Raw genomic sequence first — 26,133 nt, 5'->3', positions numbered from 1 at the left:
TTCCGAGCACTGCGCCCTGCATGAATACCCTCGCCCAACTCAAGGCTGGCCAATTGGCTGGCGTTACGCGCCTGGACCTGGCCTGCGGGCTGACCGAGTTCCCCCGGGAAATCTTCGAACTGGCCGACTCGCTGGAAATCCTCAACCTCACCGGCAACGCCCTGAGCAGCCTGCCCGACGACCTGCACCGCCTGACGAACCTGCGTGTGCTGTTCTGTTCGGACAACGCCTTTACCGAACTGCCGCAATGCCTGGGCCAGTGCGCAAAACTGAGCATGATCGGCTTCAAGGCCAACCAGATCAGCCAGGTAGCCGCTGCCGCCCTGCCGCCACAGTTGCGCTGGCTAATCCTCACCGACAACTGCATCAGCCAATTGCCCGATGAACTGGGTCAGCGCCCGTTACTGCAAAAGTTGATGTTGGCCGGTAACCAGTTGACCGACCTGCCGCCAAGCCTGGCCCAGTGCCAAAACCTGGAGTTGATCCGTATCGCCTCCAACCGCCTCACCCAGCTACCGCAGTGGCTGCTGACCCTGCCGAGCCTGACCTGGCTGGCCTACGCCGGCAACCCGGTGGAAATGGCCGTGCAGGTGAGCAGTGATGAGGCGACGCCGAACATCGCCTGGCAGGAACTGGACATGGGCGAAGTCCTTGGCGAAGGCGCTTCGGGGATTATTCGCAAGGCGCTGTGGAAACCCCGGGCGTTGCCAGTCGCGGTCAAGCTGTACAAGGGCACCATCACCAGCGACGGTTCACCGCTGCATGAAATGCAAGCCTGCATCGCTGCCGGCCTGCATCCCAGCCTGATCAAGGTTGAAGGACGCGTCGTCGGCCATCCCGATAACCAGGCCGCCCTGGTGATGGAGCTGATCGACCCGAGTTACCGCAACCTCGCAGCCCTGCCGAGCCTGGCGTCGTGCACGCGGGATGTCTACGCACCCACCACCCGTTTCAGCCTGGACGTGGCACTGCGCATGGCGCGGGGCATTGCTTCGGTGGCGGCGCACCTGCATCGGCACGGCATTACCCATGGTGACCTGTATGGTCACAATATTTTGTGGAACGCAGAAGGTGATTGCTTGCTGGGAGACTTTGGCGCGGCCTCCTTCCATGCCACGGCGGACACGTTGGAAACCCGTGCGCTGCAGCGTATTGAAGTGCGCGCGTTCGGAGTGTTGCTGGGGGAATTGTTGGAGCGGGTTGAGGCCAGTGACGAAGGCTTGCAGGCACTGCAACAACGCTGCTGCCAGCCGGATGTGCTGGCGCGGCCGGGCTTTGAAGAAATTGAGGTCTTGCTCGAATCTATGCAACACCACTAAACCAATGTGGGAGCGGGCTTGCTCGCGAATGCGGTGGAACAGCCAATACATCTGCTGACTGTCACACCGCATTCGCGAGCAAGCCCGCTCCCACAGGTTGACCGCGTGTACTCAGATAAACATCAGCCCGCCAGGCCGACAAACATATCCTGCACATCATCATGGTTGTCCAGGCCTTCCAGGAACGCCTCGACTTCAGCCATCTGCTCATCGGTCAAACCGCTGACCGGGTTCTTGGAGATATAGCCCAGCTTGGCCGACAGCACGGTAAAGCCCTGCTCCGGCAAGGCTTTCTGCACGGCATCCAGGTCGGTGGTTTCGGTAATGAACAAGGTGGCGCCTTCTTCACCCTCTTCAAAGTCCTGGGCGCCGGCTTCGATGGCGGCCATTTCTGGATCGGCGTCTGGCGTGTCCGGCGATGCTTCGATCAGGCCCACATGGTTGAAATCCCAGGCCACCGAACCGGAAGCGCCCAGTTGGCCCTTGCGGAAGGCCACGCGGATTTCCGCCACGGTGCGGTTGATGTTGTCGGTCACGCACTCGACGATCAAAGGCACCTGGTGCGGCGCGAAACCTTCGTAGGTCACGCGGTGGTATTGCACGGTCTCACCGAGCAGACCGGCGCCCTTTTTGATTGCGCGGTCCAGGGTTTCCTTGGGCATCGAGGCTTTTTTGGCCTGTTCCACCACCAGGCGCAGGTGCGCGTTGGTCGCGGTATCGGCGCCGTTGCGGGCGGCGATGGTGATTTCTTTCACCAGCTTGCCGAAAATCTTGCCCTTGGCATTGGCTGCCGCTTCTTTATGTTTGACTTTCCACTGTGCGCCCATGACTCACTCTCTTATTTCCATCGCGCCGAAACGTCTACTGGCCGGCGCTTTGGGGGCAGAGTTTATAGCGCGAGAACGCTTCGTTCCACCAAAAAACCGGCCAGGGTACTCAGGTGCGCAAGGGTTTGATCACCGCATTGCGGTCCGGCACAAAATCCCCGGCCTGGGCCAGTACGGCGGGCCTGGCATTCCAGTAGGGCATCAGCACCAGCGACGAAAACAGTGCCGCACCGGCAAACACAATAAATACCGTAACGGTATCGAAATAGCCTGGCAGCAAACCACCCAGGATCGCTCCCACCGAACCGCAGCCGTTGACAAAGCCCGCAGCGGTAGCGCCGGCCTTGGCGGTGCCGAAGTCGATGGCCGCCGTGCTGCTGATCATCGAGTCCGGCCCATACAGCGTCAGCCCCATGACAAACAGCAACGTCATCACCAGCACCACACTGCCGGTGTGCAGCGCGCCCATAAACAACGCCAGGGCAACCGTCAGCGCCAACAGGCTGAGCACGCAGGCGGGCATGCGCCGAGCACCGAACAGTTTGTCGGAGGCCAGGCCGATCAACACCGGCCCCAATAAACCGGCCAGCTCAAACGCGGTGGGCACGATGGCGGCACCGACCTTGCCCACCGACGGCATCTGCTCGTAGACGATCACCGGCCCCCACAACAGAATCGCGTAGCGCGCCGGCTTGAGCAGGAAGTAAGCCAGCCCCAGGGTCAACACCGTACGGTTGCGCAGGATCGCGCGCAGGGGTTCGAGTACGCTCACGCGCTGTTCGGCGGCCAACTGCTCGGCGCTCAGCACCGGCTCGGGCTCGACTGCCGGCAAGCCCACATCCTGCGGGGTATTGCGCTGGAACATAAAGAAGAGCACGGCCACCACCGCGACCACTGCGGCGCTGGAAATAAACGCCGCATGCCAGCTGCCGATCAGCGTATAAGCCCACCAACCGGCAAACGGTGACGCGACCAACCCGCCAAATGCATAACACGAACTCCACAGCCCCAGCACCCGCCCCCGCTGCTGGGCCGGGAAGAAACTACCGAGGTTCTTGCACAACCCCGACCAGCCAGTGGACTGGGCCAAGCCCTGTACCAACATGCAGGTGACAAAAATCGGCAAAGTGGCAAAGGTGCCCATCACCAGCGCCGCGCCTGCAGAAATCAACAAGCCACCGAGCACCACTACCCGTGGCCCGAAGCGGTCTGCAAGCATGCCCCAGGTGAACTGGCCCACCGCATACGCTGCGAGATAGAGGCCATCCAGGTTAGCCATCGTCATTTTGTCGAGGGGGAAACTCGGGTCGTCGCCAATCCCCAGCTTTGCCACCGAAAAGGCTTTGCGGGTGAAATAGAACGCGGCGTACGCCAGCCAGGTAATGGCGAAAATCTGCACGCGCCAACGCTTGATACTACCCATAGGGATATTCATGGTGGTTCTGACCTCAGGTGTGAGTGTGCCGGCAGAATCGAAAGAAAACGCCTGTTGTTCTTATGGTTGAGCACTGCAATGCCGGGCCTTGGATAGCGCGGTATTGGTCAGATGGGTGCGATGTGCCTGCGCCCATGGCCGCCGTGGTTGTAGGACTCAACCTACGGCGGCTGAGGTGCATCAAAACAATGGCTGACTCATAGGTAAAATCGATTTATCGTATTTCAAATATAAGCTCAGGTTTTAAGAGGACGTACCATGTCGGTTTCCCATGCCCAGCTCAAAGCCTTCCATGCGGTGGCCATTCACGGCAGTTTTACCGGGGCTGCAGAACGGCTGTTCCTGACCCAGCCTGCGATTTCCGACCAGGTGCGCAAACTTGAAGAGCGCTTCGGCGTATTGCTGTTTCACCGCAACAAGCGTTCGGTGCGCCTGACCGATCTGGGTGAACGCCTGCTGGGTATCACCCAGCGCCTGTTTGTGATCGAGGCCGAAGCCGAAGAGTTGCTGCAGGATTCGCGCGCTCTGCTCACCGGTACTCTCACCTTGGCAGTGGATGCGCCCGTGCACGTCCTGCCGCAGATTGCGCGCTTCTGCCAGCGCTACCCTGGGATCAGCGTAAAAATCGAAACCGGCAATACCGATGAGTCGCTGTCGCGCCTCTACAACTACCAGGCCGACCTGGCGCTGTTGGGGCGCGATGTCGATGATGTGCGCCTGTTGTCAGTGCCGCTGCCCGACGACCAACTGCTGGCTTTTGTCGCACGGGACCATGCCTGGGCCGGGCGCGAGTCGATCTGCCTGGCCGACCTCGATGACACCCCGCTGGTACTGCGGGAAACCGGCTCGGTCACCCGTCAGACCCTGGAGCAGGAAATGCGCCAGGCCGGCCTGCGCATTCGTCCGGCGATCCAGGTGGAAGGCCGCGAGGCCGCCCGTGAAGCCGTGGTGGTAGGGATTGGCGTGGGCGTGGTGTCGGCGGCAGAGTTCGGTGCCGATGCACGGGTGTACGCCATGCCGATCCGCGATTGCACCCAACGCATGAAAGAAACCCTGGTGTGCCTGAAAGAGCAGAGTTCACGCCGTGTGGTCGCGACCTTTCTGGAGATCGTGCGTGAAAGCCTTCACGCCAACTCGAAAAACGCCTGAATCAATCGCAGCGAGCGACGGCGCTCCATGCAGCCGAGCATATGCCGATTCAGCAGGCCATCGCCGAGGATCGGCACCGCCTGCACACGCGGGTCCGGGCTGACCTCCATCGACGACACCACGCCCACGCCCAACTCTGCCGCCACCGCCTCGGCCACAGCTTCCCGACTGTCCAGTTCCAGCAGCACTTTGGGCTGCACATTCGCCGCCAAGCAGGCGTCGTCAAAGGTGCGGCGGGTGATGGAACTGGGCTCGCGCAGCACCATGATCACCTCATGCAACTGCGCCAGTTCAATACCGTCGGGCTGCTTGGCCCACGGGTGGGCGGCCGGCACCAAGGCGCAAATCCGTGACTGGTCCAAGGGTTGCAAGTGCAGGCCATTGCGCGGTTCCACCTCGGTGAGCACCGCCACGTCCGCATGTTCGGACAGCAACGCCGCCAGGGTTTCCTGGGCATTGCCCAAACGCAGGTTCACGGTAATGCCGGGGTAGCGCGCACGCAGGCTGGCGATCATCGGCATCACCAGGTGGGGGCCATCCGCCGCCACTTCCAGGCGCCCGGTGAGCAACTGGCGGTTGGCCTCCAGCAGGGTTTGCGCCTCGTCGACCAACCCGAAGATAGCCCGCGTGATGGCCGCCAGGCGTGCGCCCTCCTCGGTCAATTCCACCCGACGTGCGGTGCGGCGCAACAGCGGGATCTGGTAGTGCTCCTCAAGCGCCTTGATATGCCCGGTCACCGCCGGCTGGCTGATAAACAGCCGAGCCGCCGCGCGGGTAAAACTGCCCTCACGGGCCACGGCATCGAATGCACGCAGTTGGAACAGATTCATAGCTATCGGCCTCACTGATAGCTCGCATAACAACAAACAATTTGATTGATGACAAGCCAAACTGCAATTTAGGCGCCGTAGCTTGAACCCCAACACCTTGCGAGGATTTGACATGCCCACTGCCGCGCCGATCCTGTTGACCCCCGGCCCCCTGACCACCTCGAACCGCACCCGCCAGGCGATGATGACGGACTGGGGCTCGTGGGACGACCGCTTCAACCAGCTCACAGCCAGTGTGTGCAGGCAGCTGCTGGCGATCCTCAACGGCGCCGACAGCCACCACTGCGTGCCGTTGCAAGGCAGCGGCACCTTCGCCGTCGAAGCCGCGATCGGCACCCTGGTCCCCCGCAATGGCAAGGTGCTGGTGCTCATCAACGGCGCCTACGGCAAACGCCTGGCGAAAATCTGCGAGGTGCTTGGCCGCGCATTCAGCACCTTTGAAACCGCCGAAGACGAGCCCACCACTGCCGCCGATGTGGATCGTCTGTTGCACGCCGACAGCGCCATCACCCATGTCGCACTGATCCATTGCGAAACCAGTACCGGCATTCTCAACCCGTTGCCGCAGATCGCCGAGGTGGTCAAACGCCACGGCAAGCGCCTGATCATCGACGCCATGAGTTCCTTCGGCGCGCTACCGATTGATGCCCGCGAAATCCCCTTCGACGCGCTGATCGCCGCCTCGGGCAAATGCCTGGAAGGCGTACCGGGCATGGGCTTTGTCTTTGCGGAAAAACACGCACTGGCCGCGGCACAGGGCAACTGCCATTCCCTGGCGATGGACCTGTTCGACCAGCACAGCTACATGACCAAAACCGGCCAGTGGCGCTTCACCCCGCCGACCCACGTGGTCGCCGCCCTGCATGAAGCGCTGTTGCAGTACGCCGAGGAAGGCGGCCTGCCCGCCCGTCACCAGCGCTATGCAAATAACTGTCAGGCCTTGCTGGACGGCATGGCCGAACTGGGCGTGCGCAGTTTTCTACCGGCGGCTATCCAGGCGCCGATCATTGCCACCTTCCACGCCCCCGACGATCCTCGCTATCAGTTCAAAGCGTTCTACGAACGGGTCAAGGCCAAGGGTTTCATTCTGTACCCGGGCAAATTGACCCAGGTGGAAACCTTTCGCGTGGGCTGCATCGGTCATGTCAACGCGGCCGACATGCGCGCAGCCGTCAAGGCCATCGCCGAGGTGCTGCAAGAAATGTGCAGGAGCGAGCTTGCTCGCGAAGAGCGTTAACGAAAACGCGGGCATCCTGAGTTAACGCGGCGCCTGGATGTTTTTCGCGAGCAAGCTCCTACATAGATGAATGTTATTACCCCACAGGATCTGAACCATGAACTATCAAAACCCCAACACCCTCCAGGCCGTTATCCTCGACTGGGCCGGCACCGTGGTCGATTTCGGCTCCTTCGCCCCCACGCAGATTTTTGTCGAGGCCTTCGCCGAGTTCGACGTGCAGGTGTCGATCGAGGAAGCCCGTGGCCCGATGGGCATGGGCAAGTGGGACCATATCCGTACGCTCTGCGACCAGCCGCAGGTTGCCGAACGCTACCGCAAGGCGTTCGGCCGCACGCCCACCGACGACGACGTGACCGCCATCTACCAGCGCTTCATGCCGCTGCAGATCGAGAAAATTGCCGAGCACTCGGCCCTGATCCCCGGCGCCCTCGACACCATCGCCGCCCTGCGCGGCCAAGGCATCAAGATCGGCTCCTGCTCCGGCTACCCCAAGCAGGTGATGGACAAGGTCGTGGCCCTGGCCGCCACCAATGGCTACGTCGCCGACCATGTCGTGGCCACTGACGAAGTGCCCAACGGCCGACCATGGCCGGCCCAGGCGCTGGCCAACGTGATTGCCCTAGGCATTGATGATGTGGCGGCCTGCGTGAAGGTCGACGACACCGTGCCGGGCATTCTCGAAGGTCGCCGTGCCGGGATGTGGACCGTGGCGCTGACCTGCTCGGGCAACGCGCTGGGCCTGACCTACGAGCAATTCTGCGCCCTGGACAGCGACACACTGGCCAGCGAGCGCCAGCGTATCGAAGCGATGTTCGAAGCTTCACGTCCACACTACCTGATTGACACCATCACCGATCTGCCACGGGTCATCAATGAAATCAACCAGCGCCTGGCCCGCGGGGAAATGCCGCAGGCCTACTGACCGAGGTCAAGACAACGGCATTGGCAACAAGCGCAGCGCTCGAAACAGGCATAGAGTTAATGCACTCCATCGCGAAAGAATGGAGGTATGCCCTGATGAGTGAGGAACACAGCGATGCCGTGGAAAAATTCCGATACACGCTACAGCACTATGTCGATTGCGTTGCACTGGTTGATGGTGGTGCTGCTGGCGGTGGTCTACGCCTGCATTGAACTGCGCGGCCAATTCCCCAAAGGCAGCGGTGCGCGCACCTTGATTGTTGAAATGCACTTCATGCTCGGCCTTACCGTGTTTGTACTGGTATGGCTACGCCTGTTTGCACGCAGCCTGGGGGTGGCACCGAAGATCCTGCCGGCGCCGCCGCAATGGCAAAGCCTGCTGGCGACACTGATGCACGCTGCGTTGTACGCGTTGATGATCGGCATGCCGATTGCCGGCTGGTTGATCGTCAGCGCCGAAGGGCACTCGGTGATGTTCTATGGGATGGAGTTGCCGCCGTTGATTGGGGAAAACAAGGCACTGGCCAAGGAGATTGAAGGCTGGCATGTGCTGTTTGGCCAGATCGGGTACTGGCTGATCGGGCTGCACGCGTTGGCGGGGATCTTTCATCATTACGTGATGCGCGATAACACGGCGCTGCGCATGATGCCGGGTGGGAGGAGGCTTTAACCCAGCCAATTAGCTCCCCTGTGGGAGCGGGCTTGCCCGCGAAGGCGGTGTGTCAGTCACAGTGCCTCTTACTGCAAGACCGCTTTCGCAGGCAAGCCAGCTCCCACAAGAGGTTTGCGCCAGTCGCTGAAGCCTCGGCGGCCTTGCAGGCCGCCGGTATGGATGAAGATCAGGCGCATGCCGGGGGCAAAGCGTCCGGCCTCGATCTGCTGTTTCAACGCCAGCAGCGCCTTGCCGGTGTAAAGCGGTTCCAGCGGTAGACCGCACGCTTGTTCGGTGCGCTGAATGAAGTCGAGCAACAGTGGATCGGCTTTGGCAAAGCCGCCGCGACTGGCGTCCAGCAATGTATAACCGTCCTGCACGATGGCACTCACGTTCTGCGCCACACCGTGGTCATCCGGCACCGCCAGGGCGCCATATACCGGATGCGCGCCCGCCTCCGCCAGTGCCAGCCCGGCCAGTGTCGTGCCGGTACCCGCCGCCAACCACCAAGCGTCGTAATCGCTCCAACCGAGGCTGTCCAGTTGCGCCCGCGCCTGCTCGACCAACACGCCACAGCCCTGCGCACCGGCCAGCCCGCCGCCGCCTTCGGGTATCGGATGAAAGCCAGGATACTGCTCGCGCCAAGGCAACCAGAAACCCGCTTCATGCCGCGCCCGATAACCGCCATAACCGAGCCAATGCAATTGCATGCCAAACGCTTTGAGGTCGAGAACCGTGGGGGTGTCTTGAGGATGGCCCCGCAGCAGGCCGACCGTGGGAAAACCAAAGCGCTTGCCCGCCGCCGCCAGCGCATGCAAATGGTTGGAGTACGCACCGCCGAGACTCATCACCCCGGTGGCCCCAGCGTATCGGGCCTGGGCCAGGTGCTCGGTGAGCTTGAACCACTTGTTGCCACTGATCAGCGGGTCGATACAGTCCAGGCGCAGCACGGCCAACTCGACTCCGCTCAGCCAGTCCAGTTGCAAAGGTTCAAGGGGCGCATTGGGAAGCCAGTCGAAAGGGCCCATCGGCAGGTATCTGAATGAAAAGAGGGCGGTAGTCTAACACCGCCCCTCTTGGCGCCTTACAGCTCTGCAGCCAGGCGCGAGCCCTGGTTGATGGCGCGCTTGGCGTCCAGTTCGGCCGCCACATCGGCGCCGCCGATCAGGTGCACGTTCTGGCCGGCGGCGACCAGGCCGTCGTGCAATTCGCGCAGCGGGTCCTGACCGGCACAGATGACGATATTGTCCACCGCCAGGACTTGCGGCTCGCCCTCGGCGCCGATGCGGATATGCAAGCCTTCATCGTCGATCTTCAAGTACTCGACGCTGTTGAGCATCTGCACCTGCTTGTTCTTCAAACCGGTGCGGTGGATCCAGCCGGTGGTCTTGCCCAGGCCATCGCCCACTTTGGAAGCCTTGCGTTGCAGCAGGAACACTTCACGGGCCGGCGCGTGGCGCTCGGGTTTGATCCCGGCCACGCCACCACGGGCTTGCAGTTGAGTGTCGATGCCCCATTCTTTCCAGAACGCCTCACGATCCAGGCTGGTGGATACGCCTTGGTGGACGAGAAATTCAGACACGTCAAAACCGATGCCGCCGGCGCCGATCACCGCCACGCGCTTGCCCACCGGCTTGCGCTCGAGGATCACGTCCAGGTAACTCAGGACCTTGGCGTTGTCGACACCGGGAATCGCCGGGGTACGCGGTGCGATGCCGGTGGCCAGGATCACTTCGTCATAACCGCCCGCTACCAGTTGCGCAACGTCGACACGGGTGTTGAGGCACAGCTCGACGTGGGTGGTCTGCAATTTGCGTTTGAAATAACGCAGGGTCTCGAAGAACTCTTCCTTGCCCGGCACGCGCTTGGCGATATTGAACTGGCCGCCGATCTCGCTGGCGGAGTCGAACAAGGTCACCTGATGCCCGCGCTCTGCAGCCACGGTAGCCGCGGCCAAACCCGCAGGGCCTGCGCCGACGACCGCGACCTTTTTGATCTGCTTGACCGGCAAGTAATTGAGCTCGGTTTCGTAGCACGCCCGCGGGTTGACCAGGCAGGTGGTGAGCTTGCCGCCAAAGGTATGGTCCAGGCATGCCTGGTTGCAGCCGATGCAGGTATTGATCTCATCGGCGCGCCCGGCGGCGGCCTTGTTGACGAACTCGGGGTCGGCGAGAAACGGCCGCGCCATCGAGACCATATCGGCGTCGCCTTCGGCCAGGATCTGCTCAGCAATTTCCGGGGTGTTGATGCGGTTGGTGGTGATCAGCGGAATCTGTACCGAACCGCGCAATTTGGCCGTGACTTTACTGAACGCACCACGGGGTACCTTGGTGGCGATGGTCGGGATACGTGCTTCGTGCCAGCCGATACCGGTGTTGATGATCGTCGCGCCGGCCTGTTCGATGGCCTTGGCCAACTGCACGATCTCTTCCCAGACACTGCCGCCTTCCACCAGGTCGAGCATCGACAGGCGGAAAATGATAATGAAGTTCGGGCCTACGGCTTCGCGTACACGGCGCACGATTTCCACCGCCAGGCGCATGCGATTTTCAAAGCTGCCGCCCCAACGGTCGGTGCGATGGTTGGTATGGGCAGCGAGGAACTGGTTAATGAAGTAGCCTTCGGAACCCATGATTTCGACGCCGTCATACTCGGCGACCTGGGCCAGCAGCGAGCAGGTGACAAAATCCTGGATCTGCTTTTCGATGCCCTCTTCATCCAGTTCCTTGGGCTTGAACGGGTTGATCGGCGCCTGGATAGCGCTCGGAGCCACCTGCTTGGGGCTGTAGGCGTAACGCCCGGCGTGGAGGATCTGCATGCAGATCTTGCCACCCGCGTCGTGCACGGCTTGGGTAACGATCTTGTGCTTGCTCGCCTCTTCTTCGGTGGTCAGCTTGGCTGCACCGGCGTACACGCCGCCTTCATCATTGGGGCCAATGCCGCCAGTGACCATCAGGCCTACGCCGCCACGGGCGCGCTCGGCAAAATAGGCCGCCATACGCTCGAAACCGCCGGGCTTTTCTTCCAGGCCGGTGTGCATCGAACCCATCAGGGTACGGTTGCGCAAGGTGGTGAAACCCAGGTCCAACGGGGCCAGCAGGTGCGGGTAGGCAGCAGCGGTCATGGTACAGCTCCACAACGGATCATCACGGGACGTGGCGCACTCGAACGGCGTGCCATCGGTTTATGTCCCACAGACTAAGAGGCGGTGGACCACGGCTCAATGACTGAAACTGACAAGTTATTGATCCAAATGCACAGCGCCCCTTGGCAAGCCACGCCATGGGCCCTACCCTAGTCGCGAACCCTGCACCTGGTCTGTTGTCTGTTGCCCCATGCGTAAACTTCTAGCGTTCACCGTCATCATGGCCCTGGTTGCCTCACTCGCCGCGTATCTGGTCTGGACCCAGGAGCGCCCCGTGGCGCATTACCTGTCCGACCTGCGCATCACCCTCGCCGTCAACGAGGGCGAACCAGCCGACCGGGGCAACCTGCTGGGTATCCAGCCGGAACTGTTCCCTGCCGATTACCAGAGCCTGGAACGCCTGCATCTGAAGCTGTCCGCCTACCTGCAAAATGCCCGGGACCTTGGGCTGATCAATGCCAAGACCGTTGTGGTGCTGCCGGAACATATCGGCACTTGGCTGATGCTCGGCGGAGAAAAGAATGAGCTGTACCAGGCCGCTCACCTCAAGGACGCCATGAACTGGCTGTCGATCAGCAACCCGCTGCAATTTGCCAAAGCCTGGATCAGCGCCACTGGCGACAACCGCATGGACGATGCGTACCTGCGCATGAAAGCCCCGGCAATGGCCCGCGACTATCAAGTGTTGTTTGGCGGCCTCGCCAAAGAATTTGGCGTGACCCTGGTGGCCGGTTCCATCGCCCTGCCCAACCCGAGCGTGATCCAGGGGCAACTGGAGATCGGCCACGGCGCGCTGTACAACGCCAGCGTGGTGTTCGCCGCCGACGGCTTGCCGCTGGGCCAGCCGCAGCGCCAGCTTTACCCGATCTACGATGAACGTGGCTTTATAGAACCTGGCGATGAGCATGTCGTCAACGTTGTCGATACCCCCGCCGGGCGCCTGGGCATTCTGGTCGGCAGCGACAGCTGGTACCCGGACAACTACCGCAAGCTCAACGAGCAAGGCGCGCAATTGATCGCGGTACCCGCTTTTGTCACCGGCCGCGATACCTGGGAGCGTCCGTGGCGCGGTTTCAAGAGCGTATCTACGCCCTCAGAAGTGAGCCTCAAGCCCGAAGAAACCAGTGAGGGCGCGGCCTGGCGTCGTCTTACCCTGATCAGCCAGCCACCTGTCAGCGAAGCCACCGCGGGAATGAGCGTCTTTCTGCGCGGACAATTCTGGGACCTGGGCAGCGCCGGCCAAAGTTTTCTCAGTCGCAATGGGCAAGTCTTCGCCGATGGCGACGCCCATGGTGCGCGCCTGCTGAATATCTGGCTGTAGCGCCGTGAAGCCGGTGCGCCTGGGGGATCTGTCGGTGGGCTTCGTGCACACCCTGGCCGACGCCATCCACAGCCACGGCCTGGACCCACAGCCCCTGCTGCTGCAATACGGCCTCGATCCAGCTCGCCTGGCTGAGGCCGGCGCACGCTTGTCGATCCCGCGCTACATGCGCCTGGGCCACGCGGCCATCCAACTGACCGGCAACCCCGGCCTGGGTCTGCGTATGGGCCAGCTCAGCCGCTTGAGCCAGGCTGGTCTTGCCGGCGTTACTGCCGCCCAAGCGCCCACCGTGCGCGAAGCGGCACGCACGCTCACACGCTTTGAAGCACTGTACGGCTCCAACTATCGCGGGCAATCAAGCTTTCATGAAGACGCCGAAGGCGCGTGGCTGAGGTTTTATTCCATCAGCCCCTACAACACCTATAACCGCTTTGTGGTGGATTCGATCATCGCCGGCTGGCTGCAGCAATTGTCTGGCCTGGCCCAACAGCCGGTGCAGGCCCAGCGCATTGAAATCGAATTCGACGCGCCGGACTACCACGACCACTACAGGGTGCTGGGAGAGGGCGTGGTCCACTTCGGCGCCGAGGTCAATCAACTGCGCCTCAGCCAACCCACCCTGGCGCTGCGCAACCCGCAGCATTGCCCAAGCACCTGGCACCTGTTGCTACAGCTGTGTGAAAGGGAATTTGAGCAGTTGACCCGCACCCGCAGCCTGCGCGAGCGCATTACCCGGTTGCTCGGGCCGATGCTCAATGGCGGCCGGGAACCCGACCTGGAGGAAGTGGCGGCACGCTTGAAGCTGCCAACCTGGACATTGCGGCGCAAACTGGCCGAGGAAGGCACGCAGTTTCGCGCGATCCTCAATGACACCCGTCGCGACCTGGCCATGACCTACATTCGCGATACGGAACTGGCGTTCGGCGAGATCGCCTACTTGCTCGGTTTTGCTTCGGCCCAAGCCTTCCAAAGGGCCTTCAGACGCTGGAACAACCAGACCCCAGGGGAATTTCGCCGCAGTCAGCGCCACTCCGCCTGAAGTCGGTGTTACAGCTCGGTGGCATCGTCGGCAGGATCCAGTGGGTCTAGCTCGAATGCCTGATACTCCAGCAGCTCTTCCTGGTAATCGTCCATGGTGGACTCCTTTTCGTGTTGAAAGCGGTTGCAGATTAATGACCTGCGAACCCAGCCTAAAGTGCCGTCATGACGAAAAAATGTCGACGTCGTGACATTCCTGCTCTTCAGGATTAAACGTAGCGGCGATCACTGGATTTAACTCAACCGCAACCTCGATCAAAATGTGGGAGCGGGTTTGCTCGCGAAAGCGGTGGGTCATTGAACACACTTGGCGACTGTTACACCGTATTCGCGAGCAAGCCCGCTCCCACATCAGAACAGCATTGCGTTACTGCGCAGGCATCGGAAGCGGTGGAATCGCTTCCGTCGGCGCCGGCAAGGACGGATCAGTCGGCGCCGGTGCAACCGGAGCAGGCTCTGTCACCGGTGCAATCGGTGCAGCCTCAGGTGGCGGCGCAAGCGGCTCTGCAGCGGCAGGCGCTACCGGCACATCCTTCGGCGCTTCGACCTTCTCGGCTGCCGGAGCGGTCTTGGGCTCGGGCACGCCGAGGTCGGCCTTGGGCTGCTCGGGGATATGCTCGGCCTGCTTTACTTCCTGCGGCAGGAACACGTCCACCAACGCGAAGTAACGCTCGTAGAACTTCGGTGCAGAGACGGTCTCGCTCGCCACCTTCACCATCGAGTCGTCGGTGGAGCCAATCGGCATCGACACCGAGCCCAGCACGCCCACACCGAGGCTCGCGGAGTTGTTGACCTTCTTCAGCGCATAGCGGTCCTGCAAGGCGTTGGCAAACATCGTCGAGTGATTGCTGCCCTTGCCATCAGCAGCGCACACCACATTGAAACTGATCTGCAGGTGGGTCTCGCCGGTCTGCTGGAAGCTCTTGTTGCCGGCCACCAACTTCGGATCGCTGCTGGTGATGATGTAGCCCTGGCTCAGCAGGGCACGGCGCGCAGCTTCACAGGCCGCCACATCGCTGACTGGGTAATCGCGGGAAAACGTACCGGAATCGTCGAAATTCTCATGTTCATAGATAGCGGTCTTGGGTGACGAGCAGCCCGCGGCGCCCGCCAGCACCAGCGCCAACCCGAGATTGCGCAAGTGAAATGATGTCGACATTGAAAATCCTGAAGAAAACGGTCCGGACGGTATTGTGCAACAGAACGCGACATTGAAGCGCGATTCCTGTCGGTAAAACATCTCAAGCTCAGACAGCGGCGTCAGTAGGAAAAAGCCCGGCGCACATATGATCGATAAAGGCCCGCAGCTTGGCCGAAGCATGGCGACTGGCCGGCCACAGCAACCAGAAACTGCCGCGATGTTCGAGGTGCTCATCCAGCACCCGTCGCAAACGCCCATGCTGTACGGCCTGGTTGACCATGTAGTCCGGCAGGCACGCAATGCCCAGTCCTTCTTGCACCACATGATTGAGGGACTCGATGGTAGTGCTGACCAGCGGTGCGCGCAGGTTCAGTTCTGCCGCCCCCGGGACATGACGCAGCGGCCAAGGCTCCAGCTTACCGGTGGCGCAGAATTTGTGCCGCAGGCAGGCGTGATGATTCAGGTCCTGGGGCCGACGGGGGGTGCCGTGCTGGTCGAAGTAGCCGGGCGTACCGACGAGGACCAACTGGTAATGCCCAAGATGGCGCACCATCAAGCGCGAATCTTCTGGCTTGCCGGTGCGAATCACCGCGTCGAAGCCCTCCTCTATCACGTCCACCATGCGATCGGAAAAATCCACATCCAACTCGATGTCCGGGTAGGCACGCATAAAATCGCTGATCACCGGCATCAACAAACCACGCACTTGGGGCACACTGATCCGCAGCTTGCCGCGAGGCTTGGCAGTGACCCCAGTCAATTCCTGTTCGGCCGCTTCCAACTCCGCCAGGATGCGCCGCGAACGTTCCAGGAAGAGCGCGCCCTCGCTGGTCAGAGTGATGCTGCGGGTGCTGCGATGAAACAACCTGACGCCCAGGCGCTCTTCCATTCGCGCAATGCTTTTACCCACCGCCGACGATGACACGCCCAGTGCACGGCCCGCAGCGGTGAAGCTAAGCGTTTGCGCGACCTGCACAAAAACCGAGAGGCTGCCCAGATTGTCCATGGTGATGCCTTTGCCGATTGCGGACATCAACGTCCGATAAGTTCGGAACCTTAGCCTGTTTTTCCGCGCCTCGCAGCCCCCTACCCTGGCGCCTTGACCCTTTCAAGGAGAGCCCCGATGAACGACAGCCCCCAATTGATCGATACAGCCCCCCACGCTGACCCCCTGCCACTGGCCGGTTTGCTGGCGTTGGCCTGCGCCGGCTTTATCACCATCCTCACCGAGGCAATGCCCGCCGGTTTGTTACCGCAAATCGGTGCTGGGCTCGGGGTCTCCCAGGCTCTGGTCGGGCAACTGGTAACGCTCTATGCGCTCGGCTCGTTGCTCGCCGCTATCCCGCTGACATTGCTGACCCGGGGTTGGCGCCGGCGGCCGTTGCTGTTGATCGCCATCGGCGGCTTTGCATTGGTTAACAGTGTCACCGCCTTTTCCAGCCACTATGGCTTGACCTTGGCTGCACGATTTTTCGCCGGTGTGTTCGCGGGCTTGCTGTGGGCCTTGCTGGCGGGTTACGCCAGTCGTATGGTCGCACCTCATCTGCAGGGCCGGGCGATTGCCGTGGCCATGCTGGGTGCGCCGCTGGCCTTGTCCCTCGGCGTGCCCGCCGGCACCCTGCTGGGTACGCTGGTCGGATGGCGCGCCAGTTTTGCCATCATGACTGGCCTGACCCTGTTACTGCTGGTATGGGCGCGTTGGCAACTGCCGGATTTTGCCGGTGAACCGCCAAGCAAACGCCTCGGCTTACGTCAGGTACTGGCGTTGCCAGGCATACGGCCGGTGCTCTGGGTGACCTTTACCTACGTGCTCGCGCATAACATTCTCTATACCTACATCGCCCCTTTGCTGGTGCCCGCCGGTATCGGCCGCGAGATTGATCGCGTGCTGCTGGTGTTCGGCCTGATGGCCCTGCTGAGTATCTGGCTGGTAGGCGTCTGGATTGACCGGCACCTGAGGCTACTGACCCTCATCAGTTGCGCGATGTTCGCCGTTGCGGCCCTGCTGCTCGGACTATGGTTCAACTGCGTAGTCGCCATTTACGTCAGCGTGGCGTTGTGGGGGCTCGCCTTCGGTGGCCTCCCAGCGCTATTGCAAACCGCGCTGGCCAAGTCGGCTGGCAACTCGGCCGATGCCGCCCAATCGATGTTGGTCACGGTATGGAACCTGGGCATCGCCGGAGGTGGATTAGTGGGCGGGCTCTTGCTCGAACGTTGGGGCGTCGTGACATTTCCATGGGCAGTTCTAGGATTGATCGTGTTGGCGCTGGGCGCAATCCGGGGTAAAGCGCTGCCCGCGCGATGACAAGTTTGTTTACAACTTATTCCTCACCTTCCTATCATCGCCCCTGGGTGCGTTGTTGCATAAAGCACGGCGCAGGTTAAAAGCCAAGCATTGGTCGGGCCGCCAATGGAGATTTGTCGTGCCTGATAAACACCCCGCCATCCCCCGCCCCCAGCGTTTGACTGAGGGCGCGCTGTCCGCCCTTGAGCGCTTTTCACACATCGAAGCCGTCAGCGGTATCGTGCTGCTGCTGGCCGCCATCGTCGCGCTGGTGTGGGCCAACAGCCCCGCCGCCGCGACCTACGAGCATTTCTGGAACACGCCCATCACCCTCGGGCTGGGCGATTACAGCGTGTCGCGCTCCCTGCATTTTCTGGTGAATGACGGGCTGATGACCATTTTCTTTCTGGTGGTCGGTACCGAGATCCGCCAGGAAATCAAAGACGGCGCCCTCGCCAACCTGAAGCTGGCCACGCTGCCCTTGGGCGCGGCGTTGGGCGGTGTGCTGATGCCCGCACTCATCTACACCCTGCTCAACCACGACACCGCCGCCGCGAGTGGCTGGGCAGTCCCCACCGCGACCGACATCGCCTTTGCCGTGGGTGTGCTTGCGCTGCTGGGCAAATCGATTCCGAGTGGCGTACGCATCCTGCTGCTGGCCTTGGCGATCATCGATGACATCGTGGCGATTCTGATCATCGCGATCTTTTTCACCGCCAGCCTCGACTACATGGGCTTGGTGATTGCTGCCGGCGGGCTGGCCCTGGTGTTGGTGTTCCAACGCATGGGCATCAGCAAGGCGGCGATCTACCTGCTGCCAGGCGCTATCGTGTGGTTTGGCCTGCTCAAGACCGGCGTGCACCCGACGCTCGCCGGGGTGATCCTTGGCTTGATGACCCCCGTCAATTCCAAGCCCACCCGGGAACGCCCGCTGGAAACCATCGAACGCACCTTCAACGAGCTGATGGACCGGTTCTCGCAGCCAGCCGAAGGGGCCCAACAAGTCGCCACGCCCCTCAAGCAATTGCGCGAAGCTCAACGGGAAATACTGCCGCCGGTGCAGCGTGTTCAATCGGCGCTGCACCCGTGGGTAGCGTTCGGCGTGATGCCGCTGTTTGCATTGGCCAACGCCGGTGTGAGCCTGGACGGTTTCAATCTGGATGACCCGCTGGCCCACGGTGTGTTCATGGGCGTCATCTTCGCCCTGGTGCTCGGCAAGCCTCTGGGCGTGATGCTGGCGAGCCTGGCGCTGGTCAAGCTCAACATCTGCAAGCTGCCGGACGGTGTGACCTGGACGGGCGTTGGCCTGGTCGGCCTGCTGGCGGGGATCGGTTTCACCATGTCGATCTTTATCTCGTCCCTGGCATTTTCCGACCCGGCCCTGCTGTCGGCTGCGAAGCTGAGCGTATTGGCGGCTTCAACCCTGGCGGCGGTGATCGGGTTGACGTGGGGCAAGCTCAAGTTTGCTGCCAAGCCTATCTGAGGCAGAGCACCAACCTGTGGCGAGGGAGCTTGCTCCCGCTGGGTCGCGAAGCGGCCCTAAAAAGCCGGGACTGCTGCGCAGTCAACGGGAGCAAGCTCCCTCGCCACAGTGACAGTCCCATTTAACTGAGTAGCCGCTTTATCAAGGGCAAAAAAAGACCCCGGCCTTTTCAGGTCGGGGTCTTTTTATTCAGGCCGGCATCAATACTTCTTGATGTCTGCCTGGGTTTCCAGCTGCTTGCGGTAGGCCGCGAAGTCCTGCTGGCCAATACGGGAAGCGAGGAAGCGGCGGTATTGCGCTTTTTCTTCGTCCGTAGGGGCCGCCGCTTCGTTCACACCGTTCAAGCGCACGATCACCAGGCTGCCATCGCGCAGGGTCACGGTGGTGAAGGTCGGCTTGTCCTTGGCCACAGGCTTGGGCATGCGGAACAAGGCTTGCAGCACGGCCGGGTCGATGGAGTCCTGACCACGGGTAGCTGCCTCAGTCACCTTCCAGGCCTGGCCGTCAACCGGCTGGTCCAGCGCGGTCTTGCCATCACGCAGGCTGGCGATCAACTCGTCGGCATGGGCTTTGGCGGCAGCGCTCGCGCGCTCCTTGGTCATCTGGGTGCGAATGGCCGCAGCGACGTTCTCCAGCGGCAACTGGGCCGGCTTGAGATGCTCTTTGGCACGCAGCACGATGATGGTTTCCGGGTCCAGCTCGATAGCGCTGCTGTTGGCACCTTCATCCAGCACTTCCGGGCTGAAGGCTGCAGTGACCACGGCACGGTTGGCCGCAACACCTTCGCCACCTTCACGGCCAAACGGCGCGGAAGTGTGGACGGTCAGCTTCAGGTCAGACGCCGGCTGGGCCAGGTCAGAGGCTTCGAATGCCGCATCTTCCAATTGCTTGGTCGCTTCGACAAAACGCTGTTCAACCTGCTGTGCCTTGAGCTCGCGGGTCAGCTTGTCTTTCAGGCTGGCGAACGATGGCACCTCAGGCGCTTCAACGCCCAGCAACTTGATCAGATGCCAACCGAAGGTAGTGCGCACTGGCGCCGACACCTGGTCTTGCTTCAAGCCGTACAGCGCGGTTTCGAAGTCCGGGTCATAAACGCCAGGGCCGGCAAAGCCGAGGTCACCGCCATTGTTGGCCGAACCTGGGTCCTGGGAGAACTCCTTGGCCAGGGCTTCGAACTTCTCACCCTTGGCCAGGCGCGCCTGGATGTCTTCGATCTTGGCCTTGGCTTGCGCCTCGGTGACCTTGTCGTTGACTTCAATCAGGATATGCGCGGCACGACGCTGTTCAGCGAGGTTGGCGGTTTCCTTCTCGTAGGCAGCCTGCAGCTCATCGTCCTTGACGCTGACCTGGTCGAAGAAGGAAGACTTCTTCAACTCCAGATAGTCGATGACCACCTGGTCCGGGGTCATGAACTCTTTGGCGTGCTGGTCGTAGTAGGCCTTGACCTCGTCGTCGGTGAGTTTCACCGCCGCAGGGTCAGCCTTGATGTTGACGGTAGCGAAGTCGCGGGTCTGTTTTTCCAGACGGGCAAATGCCAGCACCTCGGCGTCGGTCACAAAACCGCTGCCGGCGATGCCTGCGCGAACCTGGCCGATCAGCATTTCCTGGGTCAGCATTTGACGGAATTGCATGCGGCTATAGCCCAGCTGACGGATCACCTGGTCAAAGCGTTCGGCGTTGAACTTGCCGTCCACCTGGAATTCCGGCGTCTGCAGGATCACCTGGTCCAGCGCCGCTTCCGAGAAGCCGAACTTGGAATCGGCAGCACCTTGCAGCAGCAGCTTGCGGTCGATCAGGCCCTTGAGGGCAGCATCGCGCAGCAGTTTTTCGTCCAGCAGGGAAGCATCGAAATCCTTGCCCAACTGTTGCATCAGCTGGCGCCGTTGCATATCGACGGCCTGGCTCAGTTCGGTCTGGGTGATTTCTTCACCATTGACCTTGGCCACGTCCTGCTTGTTATTACCCGAAGCCTGGAAAATGGCTTCGATACCGGTGAACGCCATCAAAGCGACGATGATCCCGATAATGGTCTTGGCAATCCAGCCTTGTGAATTGTCCCTGATATTTTGCAGCATGCGTCCCCCAGAAACGGTTGAACTTCAAAAATTAGGCAACCGTGGAGCGTGGGTAGAGTCCGGATAGAAGAAAGGCGCATCCGAGGATGCGCCTTCTCGTAACTGGCGGAGCGGACGGGGGTTCGAATCTGCACCCCCGGCGTGGCGACCCGATACGTGGGTCAGCTACCGCTCCGCTGCCAGGCCAGACCTGCGTCCGACCCGGGTAAGCAAAGGCTTGAACGAAGCTTAGTTAACGGCTTCTTTCAGGGCTTTACCGGCTTTGAAACCTGGTTTCTTGGCAGCAGCGATTTGCAGTGCTTTGCCGGTCTGTGGGTTACGGCCAGTGCGAGCTGGGCGGTCAGTCACAGAGAAAGTACCGAAGCCTACCAGTACCACGGAGTCGCCGGCCTTCAGAGCGCCAGTGACGGATTCGATTACTGCGTCCAGCGCACGGCCAGCAGCAGCTTTCGGGATATCAGCGGATGCAGCGATAGCATCAATCAGTTCCGACTTGTTCACTCTAAGTCCCCTTATATATCTATTGAGTATGATTCTAAGTTTTTTGGTAAAAAGCAAAACCAGTGCTGAATGGCCTACAGACACTTAAGAGCCGCTTTATAACAAGGGCTCTAAAAAGCTGTCAAGGAAGCCCCCCAGGCTCCAACACATTAATGCGTGCTAATTCTTTCCTTGGAATCGGACTCGCGTTTTTCGTCCTTCGCGACTATCTCCGGGACCACATCCGGCAAGGGCTCCGGCGCGTATTGCAGCGCAATTTGCAGGACCTCGTCAATCCATTTAACCGGTTTAATCTGAAGATCCTGCTTGATATTGTCAGGAATTTCCTTCAAGTCGCGAACATTCTCTTCAGGAATGATCACGGTCTTGATTCCACCCCGGTGCGCAGCGAGTAATTTCTCTTTCAGGCCACCGATCGCCAATACCTGACCACGCAGGGTAATTTCCCCGGTCATCGCCACATCGGCGCGCACAGGAATGCCGGTCAACGCTGATACCAGCGCCGTGCACATGCCTACGCCAGCGCTAGGGCCGTCTTTAGGGGTCGCCCCTTCCGGCATGTGGATATGGGTGTCGTGCTTCTCGTGGAAGTCCAGCGGGATGCCCAGGCTGCGGGCGCGGCTGCGCACCACGGTCTGCGCGGCGGTAATGGATTCGACCATCACGTCCCCCAGGGAACCGGTCTTGATCAATTGGCCTTTGCCCGGAATCACCGCAGCTTCGATGGTGAGCAATTCGCCACCTACCTGGGTCCACGCCAAACCAGTCACCTGGCCGACCTGATCCTGTTGCTCGGCCAGGCCGTAGCGGAATTTCTTCACGCCCAGGAAGTGTTCCAGGGAATCGGCAACTACCTTCACAGAGAAGCGTTTTTCCAGCGCGTGCTCCTTCACCGCCTTGCGGCAGATCTTCGCGATCTGGCGCTCAAGGCCCCGTACACCGGCCTCGCGGGTGTAGTAGCGCACGATGTCACGGATCGCCTCGACCTCGAATTCGATCTCGCCCTTCTTCAGGCCGTTCGCCGAAATCTGCTTGGGCGCCAGGTACTTGACTGCGATGTTGATCTTCTCGTCTTCGGTGTAGCCCGGCAGACGAATCACCTCCATCCGATCCAGCAAGGCTGGCGGAATGTTCATGGAGTTGGAGGTGCACAAGAACATTACGTCAGACAAGTCGTAGTCGACTTCCAGGTAATGGTCGTTGAAATTATGGTTTTGCTCGGGATCAAGCACTTCGAGCAAGGCCGACGCCGGATCGCCACGCATATCGCTGCCCATTTTGTCGATTTCATCGAGCAGGAACAGCGGGTTGCGTACACCCACCTTTGTCATCTTTTGAATCAATCTTCCTGGCATCGAACCGATGTAGGTACGGCGATGACCACGGATTTCCGCTTCGTCACGCACGCCACCCAAGGCCATGCGCACGAACTTGCGGTTAGTCGCGCTGGCAATCGATTCCGCCAGGGATGTTTTACCCACACCTGGAGGCCCGACCAGGCACAGCACCGGCCCGCGGATTTTTTTCACACGCTTTTGCACGGCGAGGTACTCAAGGATGCGCTCCTTGACCTCTTCCAGGCCGTAATGGTCAGCGTCGAGGATCTCTTCAGCACGGGCCAGGTCCAGGCGCACCTTGGTCTGGGCCTTCCACGGCACTTGCACCAACCAGTCGATATACGAGCGCACCACGGTGGCTTCGGCCGACATCGGCGACATCTGCTTGAGCTTGTTCAGCTCGGCGGTGGCCTTGGTCAGGGCGTCTTTGGGCAGGCCAGCGGCATCGATACGCTTCTTCAGCTCTTCGATTTCGTTGTGGCCCTCCTCGCCGTCACCGAGTTCTTTCTGAATGGCCTTCATCTGCTCATTCAGATAGTACTCGCGCTGGCTACGCTCCATCTGCTTCTTCACACGGCCACGGATGCGTTTCTCAACCTGCAGCAGGTCGATTTCGCCATCCAGCAACGCCAGCACGTGTTCGACACGGGCCGACAGGTCGATGATTTCGAGGATGTCTTGCTTCTGCTCGATCTTCAGCGCCATGTGGGCGGCCATGGTGTCGACCAGGCGGCTTGGCTCATCAATGCTGTTGAGGGACGACAGGACTTCAGCCGGAACTTTCTTGCCCAGTTGGACATACTGCTCGAACTGCGAGAGCATGCTGCGCACGAACACCTCGGACTCACGCTCCGGGGCTTCGACTTCGTCGATCAGCGCCACTTCTGCACGCAGGTGGCCATCCACCTCCATGAAACGCTCTACGGCGCCGCGCTGCTCACCTTCGACTAACACCTTGACGGTGCCATCGGGCAGTTTGAGCAATTGCAGGACAGTGGCAATGGTGCCGACGCGATACAGGGCATCTTCACCTGGATCATCATCAGCAGGATTCTTCTGGGCCAACAGCAGGATTTGCTTGTCGCCCGTCATCGCGGCCTCGAGGGCTTCGATAGACTTCTCGCGCCCCACGAACAGCGGGATAACCATGTGCGGATAGACGACGACATCACGCAACGGCAGGAGAGGCAATTCGATGGTTGTCTTCATGATTTCGCCTCTATGACAGTTCAAAAATAAGCTTGAAACCAAGATGGGGGTTACATGCAAAAAAAACAAGCTCAATGCCAGTAGTTAAACGCATGAATACACGCGAATTTAACCACCGCTCCGAGAAAAGCCCCCAAAAAACAAGGGGCCCCTAGAGGCCCCTTGCTTGTACCGCAACTGCTGAACGCTTACGCGTCGGGTGCAGCCTTGGCAGCCGGCTCACTGTTTTCGTAGATATACAGTGGCTTGGATTTGCCTTCGATCACGCTTTCGTCGATCACCACTTTACTCACCTCGGACTGCGAGGGGATTTCGTACATGGTGTCGAGCAACACGCCTTCGAGAATAGAACGCAGGCCACGTGCACCGGTCTTGCGCTCCAGTGCCCGCTTGGCCACCGATTTCAGCGCATCGGTACGGAACTCGAGGTCTACACCTTCCATCTCGAACAATTTGCCGTATTGCTTGGTCAGGGCGTTTTTCGGCTCGGTGAGGATCTGGATCAAAGCCGCCTCATCCAACTCGTCCAACGTCGCCAGGACCGGCAGACGGCCAACGAATTCCGGGATCAGACCGAACTTGACCAGATCGTCAGGCTCGACTTCACGCAGGGACTCGCCCACCTTCTTGCCTTCTTCCTTGCTACGCACTTCCGCACTGAAACCAATGCCGCCACGGGTGGAACGCTGCTGAATCACCTTCTCCAGACCGGAGAACGCACCGCCACAAATGAACAGGATGTTGCGCGTATCAACCTGAAGGAATTCCTGCTGCGGGTGCTTGCGGCCGCCTTGTGGCGGAACGGAAGCAACCGTGCCTTCGATCAGTTTCAACAGGGCCTGCTGCACGCCTTCACCGGAAACGTCCCGGGTGATCGACGGGTTGTCCGACTTGCGCGAGATCTTGTCGATCTCGTCGATGTAGACAATACCCATCTGGGCCTTCTCTACGTCGTAGTCGCACTTCTGCAGCAGTTTCTGAATGATGTTCTCGACATCTTCACCCACGTAGCCAGCCTCGGTGAGGGTGGTGGCGTCGGCGATGGTGAACGGAACGTTCAACAGGCGAGCGAGGGTTTCTGCAAGCAGGGTTTTACCCGAGCCTGTAGGACCGATCAGCAAGATGTTGCTCTTGCCAAGTTCAACCTCGTCACCTTTCTTGTCACGCTGGTTCAAGCGCTTGTAGTGGTTGTACACCGCTACGGCCAGAACCTTCTTTGCACGCTCTTGACCAATGACGTACTGGTCAAGGATGCCGCTGATTTCTTTAGGCGAAGGTAATTTATGCGCACTGCTCTCGGCCTGGGCTTCCTGCACCTCCTCACGGATGATGTCATTGCACAGGTCGACGCATTCGTCGCAGATAAACACCGAGGGGCCGGCAATCAATTTGCGTACTTCATGCTGGCTTTTGCCACAGAAGGAGCAATAGAGCAGCTTGCCGTTGTCCTCGCCGTTGCGGGTGTCAGTCATTCGTTCGATCCAAATCCGATAGGCTTGCAACACAAGATGAAGGCTTATGCGGGCTTTTTCAAGCCCGCCAGTGGTCGGACATGCCGACCAGCCTATTTTGAGCGGCTTATATTAAGCGGGGCGCTTGTCGATCACTGCGTCGATCAACCCGTATTCCTTGGCGGCTTCAGCGCTCATGAAATTGTCACGGTTGGTATCGCGCTCGATTTCTTCCAGGGTGCGCCCGCTGTGCTTGGCCATCAGCGTGTTGAGACGCTCACGAATGAAGAGGATTTCCTTGGCGTGGATTTCGATGTCCGACGCCTGGCCCTGGAAACCGCCCAGTGGCTGGTGAATCATCACACGCGAGTTCGGCAGGCAGAAACGCTTGCCTTCGGCACCCGCGGTCAGCAGGAAGGCGCCCATGCTGCACGCCTGGCCAATACAGGTGGTCGACACGTTTGGCTTGATGAACTGCATGGTGTCGTAGATCGACATGCCCGCAGTCACCGAACCGCCCGGTGAGTTGATGTAGAGATGGATGTCCTTGTCCGGGTTTTCCGCTTCAAGGAACAGCAATTGCGCACAAATCAGGTTGGCCATGTAGTCCTCTACCGGGCCAACCAGAAAGATCACTCGCTCCTTGAGCAGGCGCGAGTAGATGTCGTAGGCGCGTTCGCCACGAGCGGACTGCTCGACAACCATCGGGACCAGGCCGCCTGCGGCCTGGATATCAGAGTTCTGCTGAATATAGGAATTACGGAACATGCTCTGC

The 26,133-nt window shown here is 60.5% G+C and carries 21 protein-coding genes; 9 read left to right on the top strand and 12 right to left on the bottom strand.

Going from position 1 to position 26,133, the window contains the following annotated elements; all coding sequences use genetic code 11:
- Positions 1-20 precede the first annotated feature (20 nt).
- On the top strand, positions 21-1,319 hold the full coding sequence (locus JFT58_RS12410) for a protein kinase (RefSeq protein WP_054897267.1): 1,299 nt from the start codon (positions 21-23) through the stop codon (positions 1,317-1,319).
- Between the two features lie 122 nt (positions 1,320-1,441).
- Here JFT58_RS12410 and JFT58_RS12405 read toward each other — a convergent pair whose 3' ends face one another.
- Together JFT58_RS12405 and JFT58_RS12400 are read right to left on the bottom strand one after the other, a co-directional pair.
- Positions 1,442-2,146 carry a YebC/PmpR family DNA-binding transcriptional regulator gene (locus JFT58_RS12405; protein ID WP_003192227.1) on the bottom strand — a complete coding sequence of 235 codons (705 nt, stop codon included), beginning with the start codon at positions 2,144-2,146 and terminating at the stop codon, positions 1,442-1,444.
- Between the two features lie 109 nt (positions 2,147-2,255).
- On the bottom strand, positions 2,256-3,581 hold the full coding sequence (locus JFT58_RS12400) for an MFS transporter (RefSeq protein ID WP_054897266.1): 1,326 nt from the start codon (positions 3,579-3,581) through the stop codon (positions 2,256-2,258).
- A 258-nt stretch (positions 3,582-3,839) separates the two neighbouring features.
- Between JFT58_RS12400 and JFT58_RS12395 the strand changes: the two genes are divergently transcribed.
- Entirely contained in the window at positions 3,840-4,730 is an 891-nt protein-coding gene (locus JFT58_RS12395) for a LysR substrate-binding domain-containing protein (protein ID WP_034127935.1), read from the top strand.
- Here JFT58_RS12395 and JFT58_RS12390 read toward each other — a convergent pair.
- On the bottom strand, positions 4,706-5,560 hold the full coding sequence (locus tag JFT58_RS12390; protein ID WP_054897265.1) for a LysR substrate-binding domain-containing protein: 855 nt from the start codon (positions 5,558-5,560) through the stop codon (positions 4,706-4,708). The genes JFT58_RS12395 and JFT58_RS12390 overlap by 25 nt on opposite strands.
- A gap of 112 nt (positions 5,561-5,672) precedes the next feature.
- Between JFT58_RS12390 and JFT58_RS12385 the strand changes: the two genes are divergently transcribed.
- The 3 genes from JFT58_RS12385 to JFT58_RS12375 all read left to right on the top strand — a co-directional run bounded on the left by JFT58_RS12385 (position 5,673) and on the right by JFT58_RS12375 (position 8,391).
- Complete coding sequence (locus JFT58_RS12385; RefSeq protein WP_054897264.1) at positions 5,673-6,797, top strand: 2-aminoethylphosphonate--pyruvate transaminase; 1,125 nt, start codon at positions 5,673-5,675, stop codon at positions 6,795-6,797.
- Positions 6,798-6,894: 97 nt separating this feature from the next.
- Positions 6,895-7,722 carry a phosphonoacetaldehyde hydrolase gene (gene phnX, locus JFT58_RS12380; protein ID WP_054897263.1) on the top strand — a complete coding sequence of 276 codons (828 nt, stop codon included), beginning with the start codon at positions 6,895-6,897 and terminating at the stop codon, positions 7,720-7,722.
- Between the two features lie 114 nt (positions 7,723-7,836).
- Positions 7,837-8,391 (top strand): cytochrome b, encoded by a 555-nt coding sequence (locus JFT58_RS12375; protein WP_034127939.1) that lies wholly within the window; start codon positions 7,837-7,839, stop codon positions 8,389-8,391.
- Positions 8,392-8,459: 68 nt separating this feature from the next.
- On the opposite strand, the gene JFT58_RS12370 is transcribed toward JFT58_RS12375, so the two are convergent.
- Positions 8,460-9,401, bottom strand: coding sequence for a 1-aminocyclopropane-1-carboxylate deaminase/D-cysteine desulfhydrase (locus JFT58_RS12370; protein ID WP_054897262.1), 942 nt, complete (start codon positions 9,399-9,401; stop codon positions 8,460-8,462).
- Positions 9,402-9,457: 56 nt separating this feature from the next.
- Complete coding sequence (locus JFT58_RS12365; RefSeq protein ID WP_034127940.1) at positions 9,458-11,497, bottom strand: NADPH-dependent 2,4-dienoyl-CoA reductase; 2,040 nt, start codon at positions 11,495-11,497, stop codon at positions 9,458-9,460.
- 211 nt (positions 11,498-11,708) lie between these two features.
- Between JFT58_RS12365 and JFT58_RS12360 the strand changes: the two genes are divergently transcribed.
- Both JFT58_RS12360 and JFT58_RS12355 read left to right on the top strand, forming a co-directional pair.
- A complete protein-coding gene (locus JFT58_RS12360) occupies positions 11,709-12,839 on the top strand; it encodes a carbon-nitrogen hydrolase family protein (protein ID WP_054897261.1) in 1,131 nt (376 codons plus the stop codon).
- Between the two features lie 4 nt (positions 12,840-12,843).
- On the top strand, positions 12,844-13,878 hold the full coding sequence (locus JFT58_RS12355) for an AraC family transcriptional regulator (protein WP_054897260.1): 1,035 nt from the start codon (positions 12,844-12,846) through the stop codon (positions 13,876-13,878).
- A 366-nt stretch (positions 13,879-14,244) separates the two neighbouring features.
- Here JFT58_RS12355 and JFT58_RS12350 read toward each other — a convergent pair whose 3' ends face one another.
- Both JFT58_RS12350 and JFT58_RS12345 read right to left on the bottom strand, forming a co-directional pair.
- Positions 14,245-15,036: a DUF2242 domain-containing protein gene (locus JFT58_RS12350; RefSeq protein WP_034127943.1), complete on the bottom strand. Its 792-nt coding sequence runs from the start codon at positions 15,034-15,036 to the stop codon at positions 14,245-14,247.
- Positions 15,037-15,124: 88 nt separating this feature from the next.
- Complete coding sequence (locus tag JFT58_RS12345; protein WP_198834393.1) at positions 15,125-16,024, bottom strand: LysR family transcriptional regulator; 900 nt, start codon at positions 16,022-16,024, stop codon at positions 15,125-15,127.
- A 117-nt stretch (positions 16,025-16,141) separates the two neighbouring features.
- Here JFT58_RS12345 and JFT58_RS12340 point away from each other — a divergent pair, with 117 nt between their 5' ends.
- The gene (locus JFT58_RS12340) at positions 16,142-17,323 is read left to right on the top strand and encodes an MFS transporter (protein WP_054897259.1); all 1,182 of its coding nucleotides are present in this window, start codon (positions 16,142-16,144) and stop codon (positions 17,321-17,323) included.
- A 118-nt stretch (positions 17,324-17,441) separates the two neighbouring features.
- The gene (gene nhaA / locus JFT58_RS12335; protein ID WP_054897258.1) at positions 17,442-18,785 is read left to right on the top strand and encodes a Na+/H+ antiporter NhaA; all 1,344 of its coding nucleotides are present in this window, start codon (positions 17,442-17,444) and stop codon (positions 18,783-18,785) included.
- 200 nt (positions 18,786-18,985) lie between these two features.
- On the opposite strand, the gene JFT58_RS12330 is transcribed toward nhaA, so the two are convergent.
- The 5 genes from JFT58_RS12330 to clpP form a co-directional block, all read right to left on the bottom strand.
- Positions 18,986-20,860, bottom strand: coding sequence for a SurA N-terminal domain-containing protein (locus JFT58_RS12330; RefSeq protein WP_103299422.1), 1,875 nt, complete (start codon positions 20,858-20,860; stop codon positions 18,986-18,988).
- 228 nt (positions 20,861-21,088) lie between these two features.
- Complete coding sequence (locus JFT58_RS12325) at positions 21,089-21,361, bottom strand: HU family DNA-binding protein (RefSeq protein ID WP_003174819.1); 273 nt, start codon at positions 21,359-21,361, stop codon at positions 21,089-21,091.
- Positions 21,362-21,510: 149 nt separating this feature from the next.
- Positions 21,511-23,907 (bottom strand): endopeptidase La, encoded by a 2,397-nt coding sequence (lon, locus tag JFT58_RS12320; RefSeq protein ID WP_198834389.1) that lies wholly within the window; start codon positions 23,905-23,907, stop codon positions 21,511-21,513.
- A gap of 188 nt (positions 23,908-24,095) precedes the next feature.
- The gene (gene clpX, locus JFT58_RS12315; protein WP_003192254.1) at positions 24,096-25,379 is read right to left on the bottom strand and encodes an ATP-dependent Clp protease ATP-binding subunit ClpX; all 1,284 of its coding nucleotides are present in this window, start codon (positions 25,377-25,379) and stop codon (positions 24,096-24,098) included.
- Between the two features lie 111 nt (positions 25,380-25,490).
- Positions 25,491-26,126: an ATP-dependent Clp endopeptidase proteolytic subunit ClpP gene (clpP, locus tag JFT58_RS12310; RefSeq protein ID WP_003192255.1), complete on the bottom strand. Its 636-nt coding sequence runs from the start codon at positions 26,124-26,126 to the stop codon at positions 25,491-25,493.
- Between the last annotated feature and the right edge of the window lie 7 nt (positions 26,127-26,133).

Source organism: Pseudomonas sp. MF6767 (assembly GCF_016405475.1).
In the GTDB taxonomy this organism is placed as follows: Bacteria; Pseudomonadota; Gammaproteobacteria; order Pseudomonadales; family Pseudomonadaceae; genus Aquipseudomonas; species Aquipseudomonas paracarnis.
Note: the sequence above shows the minus strand (reverse complement) of the source record. Positions and strands in the feature narration are given on the sequence as shown.